We start from the raw sequence: 17728 nt of genomic DNA, 5'->3' as shown, positions 1-17728 counted from the left end.
CAATGCCCCATAGCAAGTAGGAAGACAATGAGCGCTGAACCTCTCTATACCGACAAAGAACTGAGTTGGCTATCTTTTAACGAGCGCGTGCTGCAAGAAGCCGCGGATAAGTCTGTCCCACTGATTGAGCGGGTCCGCTTCCTCGGTATCTACTCGAGTAATACCGATGAGTTCTATAAAGTGCGCTTTGCGGATGTCAAACGCCGTATATTGATCAACGAGGAGCAAGGCAGCAGTGACCGGGCCAAGGATCTATTAAGCAAGATCCAAAGCCGGGTACTCAAGCTAAATCAGGATTTTGATACCCTGTACAATGAAATCCTGCTCGAAATGGCGAGGCGCCATATCTTCCTGGTCAACGAGCAGCAACTTGATGACCACCAGCAAGTCTGGCTGAGAAAGCATTTCCGCACCCGTATTCTGCCTCATGTCACCCCTATCTTGCTGACCGACGACATCGACCTGCTCCAGTTCCTCAAAGACGAATACTCGTACCTTGCTGTAGAAATGCGCCAAGGCAATAGCAAGCGTTACGCCCTGATTGAAATCCCAACCGATCAGCTACCGCGGTTTATCCAGTTGCCTGAGGCCAAGGGAAAGCGACGCAAGACTCTCATATTTCTTGATAACATCATCCGCTTCTGTCTGGACGACATCTTCAGTGGCCTGTTCGAATACGATGAGCTGTCTGCTTATGCGATGAAGATGACCCGCGATGCCGAGTACGACCTGAACCTGGAAGTTGAGCACAGCCTGCTCGAGCAGATGTCTGAAGGTTTGGACCAGCGCCTGACCGCCATGCCGGTCCGATTTGTCTATCAGCGGGATATGCCTGCCGATATGGTCGACGTACTCTGTGGTTTACTGAAAGTCTCAAGCTACGACAGTATCATTCCGGGCGGGCGCTATCATAACTTCAAGGACTTCATCGGATTTCCGAATGTAGGCCGGGACTACCTTGAGAACAAACAACTACCAGCACTCGAAAGCGCCCAGTTTGTAAATGCCCGCAATGCCTTCGATGCGATCAAAAAACAAGATATCCTGCTGTACTACCCGTACCACACCTTCGGCCATATGACTGAGTTGGTTCGCCAGGCCTCCTATGATCCGAAAGTACGCAGTATAAAAATCAATATCTACCGTGTGGCAAAAAACTCACAAATCATCGAATCGATGATCGATGCCGCTAACAACGGTAAACAAGTCACGGTAGTGGTCGAGCTTCAGGCTCGGTTTGACGAAGAAGCCAATATCGAGTGGGCCCGCCGTCTAACAGAGGCGGGTGTACAGGTGCTCTTTGGCGTGCCGGGGCTCAAGATCCACTCCAAACTTTGCCTCATTACCCGCAAGGAAGGCGATGATCTGGTGCGCTATGCCCATCTCGGTACCGGTAACTTCCACGAAAAGACAGCACGGATCTATACCGATTTCTCGCTGATGACCTGCCGCAAGGAAATCACCGATGAAGTCAGGATGGTCTTCAACTACATTCAAAACCCTTACCGTCCGGTGAAATTCAACCATTTGATTGTCTCACCGCGCAACTCCCGCTCACGCCTCTATGACTCGATCGACCGAGAAATTGCCCATGCCAAGCAAAACTTACCATCCGGTATTACACTAAAGGTGAATAACCTTGTCGATAAAGGCCTGATTAACCTGCTTTACCAAGCCAGTAATGCCGGTGTGAAAATCAAGCTGATTGTTCGCGGCATGTGTACTTTGATCCCGGGGATCAAAGGGATTAGCGAGAACATCACGGCGATCAGTATTGTTGACCGTTTCCTCGAACACCCCCGGGTTGTCGTCTTCGAGAATAACGGCGAACCTGATGTGTACATTTCTTCTGCCGATTGGATGACACGAAACATCGACAACCGAATTGAGGTTGGCTGCCCAATTTATGATTCAACGCTGAAAAAGAAGATTATCGACATACTCAATATCCAGCTTTCTGATACCGTTAAGGCCCGTATTATTGATAAAGAAATGTCCAATAAATACGTTCCACGAGGTAATAAACGCAAGATCCGCTCCCAGTTAGCGATCTACGACTACCTCAAACAATCAGAAAAACAGCTTAAGAAAAAAATTAAGAGCGAAAGTAATACATGACAGAGCCTGTACGCCCAAGAGAAATCGCTGCGATAGATATTGGATCGAACAGTTTCCATATGGTGGTTGCCCGTATTGTCGGGCAAAGCCTACAAATCATCAGCCGCCACAAGCAGCGTGTTCATTTAGCCTCTGGGCTAGATAAACACCAAAACCTCGATCAGGCCGCCATTCAGCGCGGTTTAAATTGTTTAGCGATGTTTGCTGAGCGCCTGCAAGGATTTGAACCGGAAAATGTTCGCATTGCCGCCACTTACACCTTACGTCAGGCTAACAACGCCCATGTGTTTCTCAAGCGCGCTGAAGCCCTGCTTCCCTACCCAATAGAAATCATACCCGGTACTGAAGAAGCTCGCTTGATTTACCTTGGTGTCACCCATACCCAACCGGACAGTGGGCAAAAACTGATTGTGGATATCGGAGGGGGTAGTACAGAGCTCGTTATTGGCGATGGCTTTACCCCTCAACTGGCTTACAGCAAACACATGGGCTGTGTCAGCTACAACAAGCATTATTTTGCCAAAGGTAAAATCAGCAACAAAAACATGGCAACAGCGCAACTTGCCGCCCAGCAAAAGCTCGAGAGCATCGCCAGCCAGTACATTCGCAAAGGCTGGCAGACCGCAATCGGCTCTTCAGGCACCATCAAAGCGATTCGGGAAGTCCTGATAGGCCAAGGACACAGTGATGGCGTGATCACGGCTAAGCGCCTACAGCAACTTTATGATGCCACCCTCACCATCAAACATTCGGATGAACTCGATTTTGCCGGTCTTAGCGAAGACCGCAAACCGGTCTTTGCTGCCGGGGTCGCCATTCTCAGTGCCGTTTTCAAGTCGCTGAATATCGATGAGATGATTTTTTCAGACGGTGCCCTACGCGAAGGCTTACTGTATGAAATGGAAGAGCGTTTCCGCCACAGTGATATTAGAGTCAGAACCGCGACATCGATGGCCAAACAGTACAACGTCGATATCGCCCAGGCCAACCGGGTTAAAGCAACCGCCGAGCTGCTTTACAACCAAGTAGAGCCGCAACCGGGGCTCACCAAGGTCGAGCTGGCGACCCTGCTCAACTGGGGGGCATTGCTTCACGAAGTGGGGCTGAGCATCAGCTACCCCGGATTCCACCGACATTCAGCCTACCTGCTTCGCTTCAGTACCATGCCGGGGTTCAACCTCGAGCAGCAAACAGTCCTGGCAACTTTGGTTCGCTTCCAGCGCAAGAGCTTAAAGCTAGAGGAAATGCCGGAGCTGAGTATCTATAAGCGCAAACACCTCTACCCGCTGATCCGTACCCTTCGGTTAGCGGTCGCTCTCAATGGCCAACGCAGTGATGACCCACTACCGACGATCACTGTCGATGCCGATAAAGAGAAGTGGCAACTAACCTTGCCTGAGGGTTGGGAGGAGAGTAACCGCTTACTGGCCGCAGATTTGCGCAAAGAGCAGGATTACTGGCGTAAAGCCGGTTGGGAGTTAGCGCTAACCCCTGATAGTGATACCAATCTGGATAAGTAGTTGATCAGGTATTTGCACTGGAAAAATCGTTGTTATCAAGGCAGATTTTGCAGTAACTAGTGGCTCTAATTACAAAATATCTAACGCAGAGAACAGCGATTTTAACTTGCAAGACTGATCAAATATTTATGTAGGTTGGTATGAATAGCCTCCAGCTTTCCTGAATCGATAAAAAAGCCGGAGGTCATCTCCGGCTTTTTTATCATCAATTGTCCCGCTAAAGGCCCAGCTCAATCAGTGTTTGCTTCACCGCCTCGGCAGGCAAGGGAACATAACCATCCTTCTTCACCAAATCCTGGCCCTGGTACGACAGGATAAAGCGGATAAATTCACTCTCAAGCGGTGGCAATGGCCGCTCAGGATGTTTATTAACATAGATATACAGGTAGCGCGCCAATGGGTAACGGCCACTGGCCGCATTCTCTATGGTCGGCGCAACATAATCACTCCCTTTGCGGGAGATGGGTAACGCCCTGATCCCGGTGGTTTGGTAGCCGACACCGGAATAACCGATAGAATTAAGCGACGTCGATACAGATTGCACGACCGAGGCCGAGCCCGGCTGCTCGTTGACGTTATTGCGAAAATCCCCTTGGCACAGGGCTTTTTGCTTGAAATAGCCATAGGTGCCGGAGACCGAGTTTCGGCCGAAGAGCTGGAGCCCCCGCGTTTCCCAACTGCCTGTTAGCCCCAACTGCCCCCAGCGGGTAATTGATTGGTTACCACCACAGCGCAAGGTTTGCGAAAAAATGGCATCAAGTTGAGTAAAGTCCAGGCCTTGCAGCGGATTATCCTCGTTGACAAACACCGCCAACGCATCGATAGCAACTCGGATCTCCGTTGGCTTGTAACCGTACTCCTGCTCAAAGGTCGCAATTTCCCTTGCCTTCATCCGCCGGCTCATCGGCCCAAACTGGGCGGTAGCCTCAATCAAAGCAGTAGGTGCCGTTGACGATCCAGCCGCCTGTACCTGAATATGCACACTCGGATAGGTGCGCTTGAACTCTTCTGACCAATAGGTCATCAAATTGGCAAAGGTATCCGAACCAACCGAGGACAAATTACCGGAGATCCCTTTCACCTTTTCGTAATGAGGCAACGGGCTATGATCTGCATGAGCGGGGACAGCTGCGACAAAGGCAGACAGAGGAAAAACAAGAGTGATTGCTATTTTCTGCCATCGGCTAATGGCTTGCCAGATCCGATTAATCATTCGGTTATTGTAACTCCTTAAAACGACAACAGCGGCCCTTAGGCCGCTGAATACTTTAGCATGTTTCACCGCCAATTCGGCGTGTTTTGTACTTATGCCGCGTTTGCAATCAAGCGCTGTGGCAAAGTAAATGCGAACGTACTGCCGACATCCACTTCACTCTCGATCTCAAGGTGTGAATCATGGTGGCTCAAGGCATGCTTAACAATCGCCAAACCTAACCCACTGCCACCAGTCTCACGTGATCGTGCCTTATCAACCCGGTAGAAACGCTCGGTCAGACGGTGTATATGCTGCGGCTCGATACCCTGCCCTTGGTCAGTGACTTCCAGTCTCGGGCCTGCCGACGTCAGGAACCAACGCACCTTCACTTCTGCATCCGGCGGCGTATGCTTAACCGCATTGTAGACCAAGTTGGAAATCGCACTACGCAGTTGGTCTTCATCACCCAACACTTTGAGCGAGGAATCCACTTCAAAGGTAAATAACTGCTCTTTACCACCGCTGAGAGAAATGGCCTCTTTTTCCAACACATCCAACATTGCCGGAACATCAATCGTCTCTTCGAGTTCGATGTTCGGTGCCGCCTCGATCTTTGACAAGGTCAACAGCTGCTCAACCAAAGAGTTCATTCGGATCAGCTGCTCGGTCATCACCCCGTGGGCTTTATTCCACATCGGGCCCACCAGCATTTCTGGGTCTTTCGACATTTCCAGATAACCTTGCAGCACCGTCATTGGTGTTCTCAGCTCGTGAGATACGTTAGCAAAGAAATTGCGGCGCATACCTTCAAGCTGCTTCACCTGAGAAACATCCCGCACCACCATCAAGTATTCACCTTCGGTGTAATGCATGACCCGTAGCTCAAGAGTACGGTCATAATTGAGCGGCGATGTAATTTCGAGCGGAACCTCAAAAGATTGCTTACTCAGGTAACGAACAAAGTCCGGACTCCGGAGCAAATTACTGATTGGCTGACCGGCATCATCCGGCCAACGGAAGCCAAGCAGGTGCTGGGCTAGCTTGTTACACCACACTATATTCCCTTCGCTGCGAAAGACAACAACAGCATCAGGAAGGGATTCCGCACCGTTTCTAAAGCGTCGGATCAAGGTTGCCAGCTCTTTGCGACGACGTCTGTTACGTTGCTGCAAACGGTAAATACCATTGAAAAGAGGCTCCCAGCTGCCCGATCCCGAAGGAGGCGTCAGACTCCGCTCTTTCCATAACCAATTAGACATCTTCAACAAATTATGAAAATGCCAAATCAACTGGATCCATGTTGCGACCAGCAAAAACCAGGGCATATAACCAAATACCCACCCCAGTGCGATCCAAGGCAAGTAGAAAAAGAGTAGTTCCCAGACTAACTTTTTCCACGAAAGCCGCTCTACCATTTATAACTCCGTCACCACGTTACCCGCAGTGCGCCTGCTTGATTGTTACTGATACCAATCTGGATAAGTAATTGACCTATGTATTACGCAGGAAAAATGGTTGTTATCAAGGCAGAGATTGCAGTAACTAGTGGCTCTAATTACAAAATCTCTAACATAGATAGCAGCGATTTTAACCAGTAAAACTGATCAAATACTTATTTAGGTTGGTATTACTACTAAACTCGGGTCGAGAAACGGTAACCCGCTCCACGCACCGTCTGAACCAATTTATCATGACCACCAGTCTCTAGTGCTTTACGCAAACGACGGATGTGAACATCAACGGTTCGGTCTTCAACATACACGTTGGTACCCCAAACGTTATTCAGCAGCTGCTCGCGGCTGTATACGCGCTCTTGGTGAGTCATGAAGAAGTGAAGCATCTTGAACTCGGTTGGCCCCATGTCCAATGGTTGTTCGTTAGAGGTTACGCGATGGGATACCGGATCAAGCTTCAGGCCCTGAACATCAATCACGTCATCAAGAGATGTCGGTGAAACGCGGCGCATTACCGCCTTCAGGCGTGCCATCAACTCCTTCGGGGAAAATGGTTTGGTGATGTAATCATCCGCACCCACTTCCAGACCACGTACCTTATCTTCTTCCTCGCCACGGGCTGTCAACATAACAACCGGGATCTGACGAGTCATTTCATCACGCTTCAAGTGCTTGATAAGATTAATTCCTGAGCCACCTGGCAACATCCAATCGAGCAAAATAAGCTCGGGATAAGGTTCGCACAGTTTCTCAAGCGCCATGTCATAATCTTCAGCTTCAACAGCCTGATATCCCTTCTGCTCAAGAACGAAGCAAAGCATCTCGCGAATTGGAGCTTCATCCTCTACAACAAGAATCCGTCTTACCATCGTAGTCAATACCTATTAATTGCTGTCTTTCGGCGCCATTATGTGTGTTAAGTATGACACTTTTGTGACTTTCATGGAGAAATACGTAACTGAACGTATATCATACTGTCATATAGCACTTTGTAGCACATAACAGCAACATATTGATAAAAAACGTGATTAGGACTGCCTCACTTTTAATGAGCAAGCAGCCCATCACCCCCTCACTGTGATCTGGCTCCGGCCTCCTCCTTGAGCCTCCACTGCAACCTGTACACCAATACGTTCAACCAGCGTCCCGACATGGGAAATAACCCCGATCTGGCGCCCATCAGCCTGCAAGGCATCAAGGCAAGCTAGTGCCATTTCCAGGCTATCGGGGTCGAGGGTACCGAACCCTTCATCAATAAACAGCGAGCCAAGCTGGCGAGTATCTGCCGCCAGTGACGCCAATGCCAGTGCAAGAGCCAAGGAAACCAGGAAACTTTCACCACCGGACAGTGACTCCACGCTGCGCACTTCATCGCCCATATCATGGTCAATCACCTGCAGCGCCAACGGGCTGCCCGGTACGGGCTGCAAGGCATAGCGCGGCGCCAAGTCATGCAAATGCTCGTTGGCCAATACCACCAATTGCTGCAGGGTCAGTCCCTGCGCCAAGGTACGGAACTTGTTGCCCGTCGCCGAGCCAATCAGCTCATTCATCTGGATCCACAGTTCAGTGGTAGCTTGCTGGCTTTTGAGTTGTTCGGTCAACGCCCCGGACTGCAACTCGGCTTGCTCGGCCTGTGCCAAGCGCTGCCGACCCTGGAAGATTTGTTCATCCAACGCTGCCTTCTCCGTTTCCCAGCCCGAAACAATCGGTGAGGCAACAGGCTGTGCCGCGCCACTCTGATCAGGTTGAATGCCGCTATCGTCAATATCGATGCTATGCGCAGTCAGCCATTGCTGAGCGATAGCCAACACCGGTTGATGTTCGACCACCGCCAACTCTCTCTCGGACAATACTGTGTTCGCCGCGGCCAGCGCTTGCTCCAACTGCTTCAAGGCTTCACGCTCTTGCGCTAGCCATCCTTCGTTATGAGCCAGCAAGGCTGTCAGAGCCTCATCAGTCAGATCAAATTGCATCAGCCATTGCGCCCACTGGGCTTGCAACTCAGTTAACACCTGCGTGGCATCACCATGCTGTTGTTGCATCGCTTTCAAGGCGGCATCTGCCGCTGCCATGGCTTCACCCGATTGGCGCTGTTGCTGCTGGGCATGATCCAAGGCTAGCTGCTGGCTATGAATGGCCTGCTTGTGCAAGCTTTCAACCGCCGGGAGATCCTGCTCGCCAATGAGGGCGACACGTTGCTGCCACAGTTGTTCTTTCTCCTTAGTCAGCAACGTCATTGCCGCCGTAATTTCCGCACTACGCTGCTCCGTATTACGCAGCGCCGTTTGTACTTCTGCCAGTTGCGGTGCCAACAGCCCCAACTGTTTTTCCGCCTCAGCCAATGCGGTTTGATTGACCGAAAACTGCTGTATCTGGGTATGGAGTTGGGTAAAGAAAGCTTCTTCCCCAACATTTTTCAGCTGCACTAACCACGCATCATTACCGTACTGGCCATTCAGTGCTTCTGCGCGCGCCGTCAAGATTTCCGTTTGGGTTGCTTGCTGTTGCTCTAGTGACTGCAAGCGGGATTGCCATTGCGTCTCTTTCTGAGCATGACTATGCTGCTGATCAACAAGCAGGCTCTGGGCCTGTTGTAACTGCTGCCACTGTCGCTCCAGCTGACGCCCTTGATCAATACGGCGCTGACGCTCTTCACCAGCTTGTTGCAGCTGCTTCAAGGCCATATCCACCTGTGCGACATCCACTTGCCACTGTTCAAACAACGCGGTTACCCCTGCCAGATCCGATTCAGCGGTTAGTTCCGAAGTGGTTCTCTCCGAAGCCGTTTTCTCCGAAACCATGCTCTGGCACAGGGCCGAAAAGACCGTTTCATATTGCTGGTAGACCTGCGCAATCTGCTTCCCCAGCAACTGCCGTTCAGCCTCTAGAGCAGTCAAACGCGGCTGCTCAGTTGCCTGTAGCTGCTGCAGTTGCTTTATTTGCACTTCTGCTGCCAACTTCTGTTCAGCCAGCTCAGACACTCGCAGTTGCTGGGCCTGCAGCAGCCCTTCAACAACAGGATTGTCTGTGGCATAGGGGTGTTCGAGCGAACCACACAATGGGCAAGCTTCACCGCCTTTTAATTCGGCCCGGTAATCGTCGAGCTGCATTACCGCACGGCTTTGTTGTAGCATGCCTTCAGCTTCTTTGTGCTGTATCGACAAAGTCGCCAACTGAGGCATCAAGGTTGTTAAACGCTTTGTGGCATCGGCAACGCGTTTGGTGGTGTCTTTCCATTCCCCATCAGCCTTATCCTGTTGCACCAATAGCGATTGCCATTCTTTCGAACCAGAAATACCTTGGCGCAAGGTATCACGCCATTGCAGCTTGTCTGCGTAATGCCCCCGCTCTTGGCTCTGCTGTGCTTCCAGAGCCACGACGTCAAGACTCTGGCGTTGTGCCTCGCACGCCTGTTGCTGCTGTTGTAGATCTTTAACCTTTTGATCTAGGGTGACTTTAGCCTCGGCATGAACCTGTAACTCATGTCCGATCTGTTGCTGCTCTTTACGCAAATCACTATTGGCCCGATGAGCGGCAAGATAGCGTTTCACATTGTCTTCAACCGATGAGGCTTGCTCAGCCAAACGCTTTACATCGGGATGCTGCGCAAAATAGGCCTGTAACTGTTCGGCTTGCTGCTGGTAGCGCTGTTGCGCGTGTTGCAGTTGCGTCACAAGCAGCTGCTGTTCTTGCTGGGTATGGCGATGCTGCTGGCATTGCACATCGAGCTCACGCCACTGATCGTGTAACCCCGATATTTTCTGATCCCACTTGGCAGCGTCTTTTAACTTGGGCTCAACAGCCTGCCACTGTTGTTCCACCTCTTTGAGCGCACCTCGCGCTGCCACCATCTGCTGCTCAGCCGTCTGATGAACTTGGTTTTTTGTCGCCAAAGCCACTGTCGCAGTCGTTAAGCCATCAGTGACTTTTTTGAGCTGTGTCTGCGCTTGCTGCAACAATGAAAAATCGCGCTGAGCGGGTTGTACCTGCTCAATCAAGGTCAATTGCGTATAACGTGGCTCCGCCTCGGCTTTTTGCTGGCTCGCTGCAACAGACTGAGTCTTCGCCTGTTCGACACGCGTCGCCAACATAGCTGCGGTCTGCAATGCCTGCTTATGCTGTTTGAATGCTTGCAGCTGGCTATCAAGTTGTTCCACCTGCTGTTTCAAGGTTGCTATTTGGGTCAATAAAGCATGCTTTTCTTCATCAGACAGCAGCACAATATCGCCCAGTTTGTCTTGCAATTGCGTTAAAGCTAGCTTTTCTTCGCGAGCACGTTCATAAGTGGCAACCGAAAGCTGGCCGTAGATTTCGCCGCCTGTCATGCGCTCCAGTAAGGCAGCACGATCGTCGGCGCCCGCTTTGAGGAAGGCCGCAAATTCACCTTGGGGGAGCATCACCGCCCGGCGAAACTGCTCGAAGGTCAAGCCAATCAAACGCTCAATCTCGGCTTGAAGCTCTTGCTTTTTCCCTGCAAACCGTTGGCCAGTATCGATATTTTCCAACCACTGCTCAGCGGCCTGCACACGGCCTTCTGCCCGACCCCGCGCACGGCGGACATGCCAGTGTGCTCGCCAATGGCTACCGTCATTGGCGACAAAGTCGACTTCCGTGTAAGCCTCAGCTTTACCGCGCGATAAAATGCTGCGCACATCGTTGGCTTTGATGCGGCTGCTGTCACCGTCACGGCCGATCTCCGCATCGTTTTTCTTGTTGGATTGCAAACGGGGAATACGGTCGTACAGCGCCAGACAAATGGCATCAAGCAAGGTCGATTTGCCTGCCCCGGTTTTACCGGTAATCGCAAACAAACCAGCGTCTCCCAAGCGCCCGCCCGCAAAGTCTATTTCAAAATGGCTCTGCAGGCTCGCCAGATTTTCACCACGTAAGGCTAGAATTTTCATTGTTTTTCTCCCTCTCGTGACGCAGCATCAGGCTCATTACCCGCCTCATCCTCAACCTGGATCAATAGCTGTTCAAAAGCCGATGCCATTGCAGCATCCGGCTCCCCGTTATATTTTTTAGCCCAACTCAGCGCAAACACTTGCTCAGGGGAAACCTCCGATAAACGACGGTGGTTCAAGCCATCCTGTTGCTCTTGCTGCTGATAATGCGGGGTGATTTTGGCTAAGCGCACCGCTTTACCCTCAATAGCCTGCATGACTTTTTCACGCAGCAATGCCTGAGGCTTATCAAGCAGTACATGCACTTCCAAGAAAGGCTGCTGCTCACGCGGTACATCTTCTACTTCCAAGGCCTCAAGTTCAGCTAACACCGCGTCCAACGAGGCAGGCTTAGCTGGCACTTTGAGCATATCAACCACACGAGGGATCAATAACGGCTTAATCGCTGTTACCTGCTGACCCTCGAAGTCAACCAAAACGACTTGGTGCTTGTAGCGACGTTCAGACATCGACAGTGGTAACGGCGAGCCGCTGTAGCGAATATGATCCTGTTTGGTCACCATCTGCGCCAGGTGCAAATGCCCCAGCGCAACATAATGAATCTCTTCGGCAAAAATCGTGGCCGGCAAGGCATGCTGGTTACCACCGAGCACCCGGCGTTCGGACATTTCCGACAACTTGCCCGATGCCATGTAAGCGTGGCCCATTCCGATCAAGGCTTGTTCCGGTTGCTGCAACTGACGCGCCGCAGCAGTTACCTCGCCATACAGGGTTTCGACGCCTTTAATTAGGCGGTCATCCTCTTCGTCCAAATCTTCGGTGCGAAGATCGGCACTGCGCAAGAAAGGCACCGCCAGCACCCAAGCGGCTTGCTCACCCGCCTTGTTAGTCAGCGGAACCATCATCCGCTCGGTATCCAGCTCTCCATCAGGCAGGCGATGAACACCACCGACGATATGTAAGTCAAACGCCTTGAGTAGCTCATGCGGGGCATCAAGTTTACTTGGCGAGTCGTGATTGCCACCAATCATCACCACGTTCAAGGCCGGCATGCTTTTCGCCATCCGCGCCAAGAAGCGGTACAGCATTCGCCAGGCACTCGCCGGGGGGTTGGCGGTATCAAAAATATCACCCGCAACCAGCAGGGCATCGACCTGCTCTTGCTCAAGGGTTTGCGCCAACCAGTCAAGAAATGCCTGATGCTCGAAATCGCGGTTATAGCCGTGCAGCTGGTGACCCAGGTGCCAATCGGAGGTATGGAGGATCTTCATTGCGGTCGATATGCCGTTCTGGAAAAACTGTTCAAGATTGTACCGCACTTTATGATGAGCCCAAGCAGCAGAGCACGAAAACTTAAGACAAAAGCCAACCAATGCAATAAGATTGACAGCCAAATGCACAACCAAGGATTTGTAACAGCCATGATGTGGTTTAAAAACGTACTTACCTATCGCTTCAGCCGCGAGATCGACCTCAATCCTGACCAACTAGAAAAGCAGCTTGAAGAATTCCGGTTCACCCCTTGTGGCAGCCAGGATCAGCAAAAATTTGGTTGGGTCCATGCTCTGGGTAAGCACGGCGATATGTTCACCCATGTGATTGGTGACAACATCCTGATTTGTGCGCGTAAAGAAGAAAAAATGCTGCCAGCGTCAGTGATCAAAGAAACACTGAATGAGAAGGTGGAAGCCCAAGAACTTGAGCAAGGCCGCAAGCTAAAGAAAAGTGAAAAAGACACCATCAAAGATGAAATCGTGATGGATCTGCTACCTCGCGCCTTCAGCCGCAAGAGCCAAACCTACGCGCTGATCATGCCAAAAGAAGGCTACGTCTTGGTTGATGCGGGTAGCTTTAAAAAAGCCGAAGACATGCTGGCACTGCTACGTAAGTCTATCGGTAGCCTACCTGTTATTCCGGTAACCCCAGAGAAGCCTGCAGAGCTGACCATGACCGAGTGGGTTCGCTCGAACACATCTCCAGACGGCTTCACTATCGGTGAAGAGGCCGAGTTGAAAGCAATTCTGGAAGATGGCGGTGTGATCCGCTGTAAGCAGCAGGACTTGTCGAGCGATGAAATCATGGCTCACATCGAAGCCGATAAGCTGGTAACCAAGTTGTCGATAAACTGGCAGGACCGCATTGATTTCGTCCTGGGCGACGACCTGTCAATCAAGCGCCTTAAGTTCTCTGACGAGCTGAAAGATCAAAATGAAGACATCGACCGTGACGAGATGGCTGTGCGTATTGATGCCGATCTTTCTCTGATGGCGGGTGAATTTTCAGCTTTCCTACCGAACCTGTTCGAAGTGCTTGGCGGCCTTGAAGCCAAAGCCTAACAGGCGGTATTGAGTATCGTGGCACTAAGCATCTTGGTGCCACCTTTTTCTATTGCTGTACTTAACCTTGCCTCAAGCTAGTAACGCTCTCTCTTTTCTTGCCTGTTTACACCAGCAAACAATGAATACTTCCCCTGTTTACTGGGTTAGCATTGCTATTGAGGGGTAGATCACAGTAAAATCCCGCCTCAACTCCGTATCCCCCTGCGATACGGCCTGATTTGCAATCAGACACTGGAATTTAAGAGCTATGTTTAAACCTGAATTGTTATCGCCTGCGGGCAGCCTTAAGAACATGCGTTACGCATTCGCCTATGGTGCAGATGCTGTCTATGCCGGCCAACCACGTTACAGCCTTCGCGTCCGTAACAACGAGTTCAACCACGAGAACCTGAAAATCGGTATCGACGAAGCTCATGCTCAAGGCAAAAAGCTTTACGTGGTATGTAACATTCAGCCACATAACTCTAAACTGAAAACCTTCATCCGCGATTTGAAACCGATCGTGGAAATGGGCCCTGACGCACTTATCATGTCAGATCCTGGCCTTATTATGATGGTTCGCGAAAACTTCCCAGAGATGCCAATTCACCTATCCGTTCAGGCTAATGCCGTTAACTGGGCTACCGTGAAATTCTGGTCAACGCAAGGTGTCGAGCGTGTCATCCTGTCTCGTGAACTTTCGCTAGAAGAAATCGAAGAGATCCGTGAACACTGCCCGGAAACCGAGCTGGAAATTTTCGTTCACGGCGCGCTATGCATGGCTTACTCTGGTCGTTGCTTGCTATCTGGCTACATCAACAAGCGTGACCCTAACCAGGGTACCTGCACCAATGCTTGCCGTTGGGAATACAAAACAGAGAAAGCCACTGAAAACGATGCCGGTCAGATTGTCGAAGTACAAGATGCAACGGTTCAGGTGCAAGAAGCTGAAGAGCGCCCAGACAATACATTGGGTCTTGGCAAGCCAACTGACGAAGTCGTACTCCTAAGTGAAGCACACCGCCCAGAAGAAAAAATGGCCGCTTTCGAAGACGAGCACGGCACATACATCATGAACTCGAAAGATCTGCGTGCTATCCAGCACGTTGAGCGTTTGACCAAGATGGGTGTCCACTCTCTGAAAATCGAAGGCCGTACCAAATCTTTCTACTACTGTGCACGTACTGCACAGGTTTACCGCAAAGCGATTGATGACGCGGTTGCCGGCAAGCCATTTGACGAAAGCTTGATGGGTACCTTGGAGAGCTTGGCTCACCGCGGTTACACCGAAGGCTTCCTGCGCCGCCACACGCACGATGCTTACCAGAACTATGACTACGGCTACTCAATTTCTGACAGCCAGCAGTTCGTGGGCGAGTTCACCGGCAAACGCCGTGGTGACTTGGCCGAAGTCGAAGTGAAAAACAAGTTCATCGTGGGTGACAGCCTAGAAGTCATGACCCCGCAGGGCAACGTGATCTTCACCCTTGAAGCGATGGAGAACCGCAAGTCTGAAGTGATTGATGATGCCAAAGGTAACGGCCACTTCGTGTTCATTCCTGTCCCACAAGACATGGATCTAGAATACGCATTGTTGATGCGTAACCTAAACTCAGGTGAGAACACCCGTAACCCACACGCACCTAAAGACGGTAAATAATCGCCATGGCGTTATTGATCACCCAAAAGTGCATTAACTGTGACATGTGTGATCCCGAGTGTCCAAACGAGGCGATCATCATGGGGGCCGAAATCTACGAGATCGACCCGGACAAATGCACCGAGTGTAAAGGACACTACGACAAGCCGACTTGCCAGTCGGTATGTCCTATCACCAACTGTATCATTACCGATCCTGACAATATCGAAACAGACGAAGCTCTGTTCGAAAAGTTTGTCACCCTTCAGGGATTGGCTTAAACGAAAAAAGCGCCGATGGGCGCTTTTTTTTGTATCTTCACACTGAGCATCATCCCTCTACCGGTGTCCGCAGCAAGGCCAAACATTGCGCCGGCGGAACAGGTTTAGGTTTAGGCTTTTTCTTCATCTTGGCGACTTTTTCTTTCTTCGGTTTTGGCTTCGGCTTCCAGGAAGCAAGCTCTGCCCCGCACCCATCACCCGGCGGCGGTGATTGTTGCGCTTTACAGTTACTGTCGCCATCTGGGCAATGGAGCCTGACATGGAAATGGTAATAATGCCCCCACCATGGTCTGACTTTTTGCAGCCATGCCCGATCGGTCCACTCGCGCTGGCATAGTTGTTCTTTGATCACTGGGTGGACAAATATTCGTGCAACCCGCTCGTCGGCAGCTGCCAGCTGTACCATCAGGGCTTGTTTATCGCTCCAGTTCTTCTTGTTGATCTTATACTGTTTGATATGCACCATCGGCAATGGCTGGACATCAATCAGCTCCGACTCATTAAGTGGACGCTCGCCAAGCTTAAGCCAAATATCGGCGTCTAGCCCGGTCTGGTGACTGGCATGGCCAGACGAAAAACGCCCACCACGCGGCATCGCAATATCACCGACCAGCAATTGGCCAAGCTCTAGCTGGTGGACACTCTTCGACAAGTCATGCAGGAAGCGGATCATCGATTCATGACCGTAAAACCGCCCTCGCTGGGAGCGCATTACCTGATAGCCATCTCCCGCCAGCGGCAGAGGCTCAGCCCCAGCCAAGCAACCATTATTGTAAGTACCGATAGACTCCGACTGGCCTTGTGTCGGCGCTTTTACTTGTTCCCATGGGCTGGCGGCTACCGGCAAGCTCAGTGCTAACCCCAACAACAGCACAAAAAAGTACCTCATGACTGATCCTTTTGTCTTTATTTTCTTGCTCTCTTCAGCATAGCAAGCAATAAAAAAACTGCCCGCAGGCAGCTTGATCATTGGGATCAAAAAAAACAAAATACGATCGTTATTTCATTTGCTGATCCAAATTCAAAATGGTCAGGGCATTACTGACGCTGGTTGCCAGCACATCAACAACCCCAGAGCGCAGAGCGCCGAGCAAAGCCAACGCCTTACTGTTCTCCGCCGCCGTAACCACCACAGTCGGTATATGCCTGAGCTCTTCCATACTGAGCCCAATCACCCTGTCGCTCATCATGGTATCGGCACGTCGGCCTTGGCTATCGAAAAAGTCATAACCAGCGATATCGCCAACTACGCCTTTGCGGATCCTCGCCTCGACAATTTCCTGCGGGGTAAACCAGCCCAGCTTAACCATATGACTGTTTTCATTCATGTCCCCGACACCGACCAAAGCCACATCAGCGCGGCGTGCACGATCAAGGGTCTCCTTCACTGTGCCATTCTTCATAAAGGCTTCCCTTACCTTGATATCTTCCACGTAGGCCGGTGCATAGAGAGTTTCACTGATCCCATCGTATTTCTTTGCCAGCAGACGACAGATATGATCAGCGTTAATCGCGTTACCGGAACGATGAGTACCACCAATACCTGAAACAAAGCGACACTTGCGGTGGGGAACAACCCCAACATGGCTGGCAATGGAAGCAATGTTACGTCCCTGCCCTACGGTCACTACCATATCATCGGTCAATATCGAGGATAGGTAGCTAGACACGAGACTGGCCACCTGCAGGCGCTGGCTTTCATCATCAGGCTGGTCAAGGGCAATCAGCGCCCTCTTCAAGTTGAAACGCTCGACCAACTGCTGCTCCAGTTTCTCACTGAATACCGGGTGATACTTCACGGTGATTTCAACCACCCCTTCATCTCTGGCACGGCGTAGTAAACGGCCGACTTTGGCCCTCGACATCCCGAACATCTTGGAAATTTCTTCCTGCGTTGCCCCATCCTGATAATAAGCGATGGCTATCTCGGTAAGCTTGTCGCTGTCAACATGGGTGGTGTCATTCTGGGGCGCTGTCATGGCCATACCTTTGTTACAAATAGGGTTAAAACTAAAGGGCTATTTTAGCCGTTATCGGAAAAGACAGCGAGTCCCAACCTCAGACAGCCCGCCGAAATGAGACTTAAGCCTTCACCCTGCTTGTGCGAACCGCTTTTTAGACATTATGTTCCAATAACAAGAAAGGCTATACAATGCGGACCAAAATCGTCAATCGAAAAAGCCCCGCTATTTCTAGCAAGGCTTCTTTATAATACCAACCTGGATAAGTAGTTGATCAAGTATTTGCACTGGAAAAATCGTTGTTATCAAGGCAGATATTGCAGTAACTAGTGGCT

Annotated in this window: 12 protein-coding genes; 5 read left to right on the top strand and 7 right to left on the bottom strand. The window is 50.9% G+C overall.

Annotated features, from left to right (window positions below; translation table 11 throughout):
* Window positions 1–27: 27 nt before the first annotated feature.
* Window positions 28–2118 carry a polyphosphate kinase 1 gene (gene ppk1, locus NHN17_RS02780; protein WP_255040607.1) on the top strand — a complete coding sequence of 697 codons (2091 nt, stop codon included), beginning with the start codon at window positions 28–30 and terminating at the stop codon, window positions 2116–2118.
* The gene (gene ppx, locus NHN17_RS02775) at window positions 2115–3638 is read left to right on the top strand and encodes an exopolyphosphatase (RefSeq protein WP_255040606.1); all 1524 of its coding nucleotides are present in this window, start codon (window positions 2115–2117) and stop codon (window positions 3636–3638) included. Before ppk1 ends, ppx begins: the two co-directional genes overlap by 4 nt.
* A gap of 217 nt (window positions 3639–3855) precedes the next feature.
* On the opposite strand, the gene NHN17_RS02770 is transcribed toward ppx, so the two are convergent.
* The 5 genes from NHN17_RS02770 to NHN17_RS02750 all read right to left on the bottom strand — a co-directional run bounded on the left by NHN17_RS02770 (window position 3856) and on the right by NHN17_RS02750 (window position 12465).
* Window positions 3856–4851, bottom strand: a complete 996-nt coding sequence (locus NHN17_RS02770; RefSeq protein WP_255040605.1) for a PstS family phosphate ABC transporter substrate-binding protein — start codon at window positions 4849–4851, stop codon at window positions 3856–3858.
* A gap of 92 nt (window positions 4852–4943) precedes the next feature.
* Window positions 4944–6248, bottom strand: coding sequence for a phosphate regulon sensor histidine kinase PhoR (gene phoR / locus NHN17_RS02765; protein ID WP_255040604.1), 1305 nt, complete (start codon window positions 6246–6248; stop codon window positions 4944–4946).
* Window positions 6249–6466: 218 nt separating this feature from the next.
* Window positions 6467–7156, bottom strand: coding sequence for a phosphate regulon transcriptional regulator PhoB (phoB, locus tag NHN17_RS02760; RefSeq protein WP_107350498.1), 690 nt, complete (start codon window positions 7154–7156; stop codon window positions 6467–6469).
* Between the two features lie 195 nt (window positions 7157–7351).
* On the bottom strand, window positions 7352–11194 hold the full coding sequence (locus NHN17_RS02755) for an AAA family ATPase (protein ID WP_255040603.1): 3843 nt from the start codon (window positions 11192–11194) through the stop codon (window positions 7352–7354).
* A complete protein-coding gene (locus tag NHN17_RS02750) occupies window positions 11191–12465 on the bottom strand; it encodes an exonuclease SbcCD subunit D C-terminal domain-containing protein (protein ID WP_303629308.1) in 1275 nt (424 codons plus the stop codon). The genes NHN17_RS02755 and NHN17_RS02750 overlap by 4 nt, the downstream gene beginning before the upstream one ends.
* Window positions 12466–12618: 153 nt before the next feature.
* Between NHN17_RS02750 and rdgC the strand changes: the two genes are divergently transcribed.
* The 3 genes from rdgC (at window position 12619) to NHN17_RS02735 (ending at window position 15432) form a co-directional block, all read left to right on the top strand.
* Entirely contained in the window at window positions 12619–13530 is a 912-nt protein-coding gene (gene rdgC, locus NHN17_RS02745) for a recombination-associated protein RdgC (protein ID WP_208113437.1), read from the top strand.
* A 250-nt stretch (window positions 13531–13780) separates the two neighbouring features.
* A complete protein-coding gene (gene trhP / locus NHN17_RS02740; protein WP_255040601.1) occupies window positions 13781–15172 on the top strand; it encodes a prephenate-dependent tRNA uridine(34) hydroxylase TrhP in 1392 nt (463 codons plus the stop codon).
* Between the two features lie 5 nt (window positions 15173–15177).
* The gene (locus tag NHN17_RS02735) at window positions 15178–15432 is read left to right on the top strand and encodes a YfhL family 4Fe-4S dicluster ferredoxin (protein WP_255040600.1); all 255 of its coding nucleotides are present in this window, start codon (window positions 15178–15180) and stop codon (window positions 15430–15432) included.
* A 49-nt stretch (window positions 15433–15481) separates the two neighbouring features.
* On the opposite strand, the gene mepA is transcribed toward NHN17_RS02735, so the two are convergent.
* Both mepA and NHN17_RS02725 read right to left on the bottom strand, forming a co-directional pair.
* A complete protein-coding gene (mepA, locus tag NHN17_RS02730) occupies window positions 15482–16321 on the bottom strand; it encodes a penicillin-insensitive murein endopeptidase (protein ID WP_255040599.1) in 840 nt (279 codons plus the stop codon).
* A gap of 109 nt (window positions 16322–16430) precedes the next feature.
* Window positions 16431–17411 (bottom strand): sugar-binding transcriptional regulator, encoded by a 981-nt coding sequence (locus NHN17_RS02725; protein ID WP_255040598.1) that lies wholly within the window; start codon window positions 17409–17411, stop codon window positions 16431–16433.
* Between the last annotated feature and the right edge of the window lie 317 nt (window positions 17412–17728).

This window comes from Photobacterium pectinilyticum (genome assembly GCF_024357955.1).
In the GTDB taxonomy this organism is placed as follows: Bacteria; Pseudomonadota; Gammaproteobacteria; order Enterobacterales; family Vibrionaceae; genus Photobacterium; species Photobacterium pectinilyticum.
This window is presented reverse-complemented; position numbering and strand designations above follow the sequence as displayed.

Coding starts and splice junctions, on each gene's coding strand:
- ppk1 (WP_255040607.1), top strand. CDS start 28: ATGAGCGCTGAACCTCTCTATACCGACAAAGAACTGAGTTGGCTATCT.
- phoB (WP_107350498.1), bottom strand. CDS start 7,156: ATGGTAAGACGGATTCTTGTTGTAGAGGATGAAGCTCCAATTCGCGAG.
- NHN17_RS02735 (WP_255040600.1), top strand. CDS start 15,178: ATGGCGTTATTGATCACCCAAAAGTGCATTAACTGTGACATGTGTGAT.
- phoR (WP_255040604.1), bottom strand. CDS start 6,248: ATGGTAGAGCGGCTTTCGTGGAAAAAGTTAGTCTGGGAACTACTCTTT.
- NHN17_RS02725 (WP_255040598.1), bottom strand. CDS start 17,411: ATGACAGCGCCCCAGAATGACACCACCCATGTTGACAGCGACAAGCTT.
- trhP (WP_255040601.1), top strand. CDS start 13,781: ATGTTTAAACCTGAATTGTTATCGCCTGCGGGCAGCCTTAAGAACATG.
- NHN17_RS02770 (WP_255040605.1), bottom strand. CDS start 4,851: ATGATTAATCGGATCTGGCAAGCCATTAGCCGATGGCAGAAAATAGCA.
- mepA (WP_255040599.1), bottom strand. CDS start 16,321: ATGAGGTACTTTTTTGTGCTGTTGTTGGGGTTAGCACTGAGCTTGCCG.
- ppx (WP_255040606.1), top strand. CDS start 2,115: ATGACAGAGCCTGTACGCCCAAGAGAAATCGCTGCGATAGATATTGGA.
- NHN17_RS02750 (WP_303629308.1), bottom strand. CDS start 12,465: ATGAAGATCCTCCATACCTCCGATTGGCACCTGGGTCACCAGCTGCAC.
- NHN17_RS02755 (WP_255040603.1), bottom strand. CDS start 11,194: ATGAAAATTCTAGCCTTACGTGGTGAAAATCTGGCGAGCCTGCAGAGC.
- rdgC (WP_208113437.1), top strand. CDS start 12,619: ATGTGGTTTAAAAACGTACTTACCTATCGCTTCAGCCGCGAGATCGAC.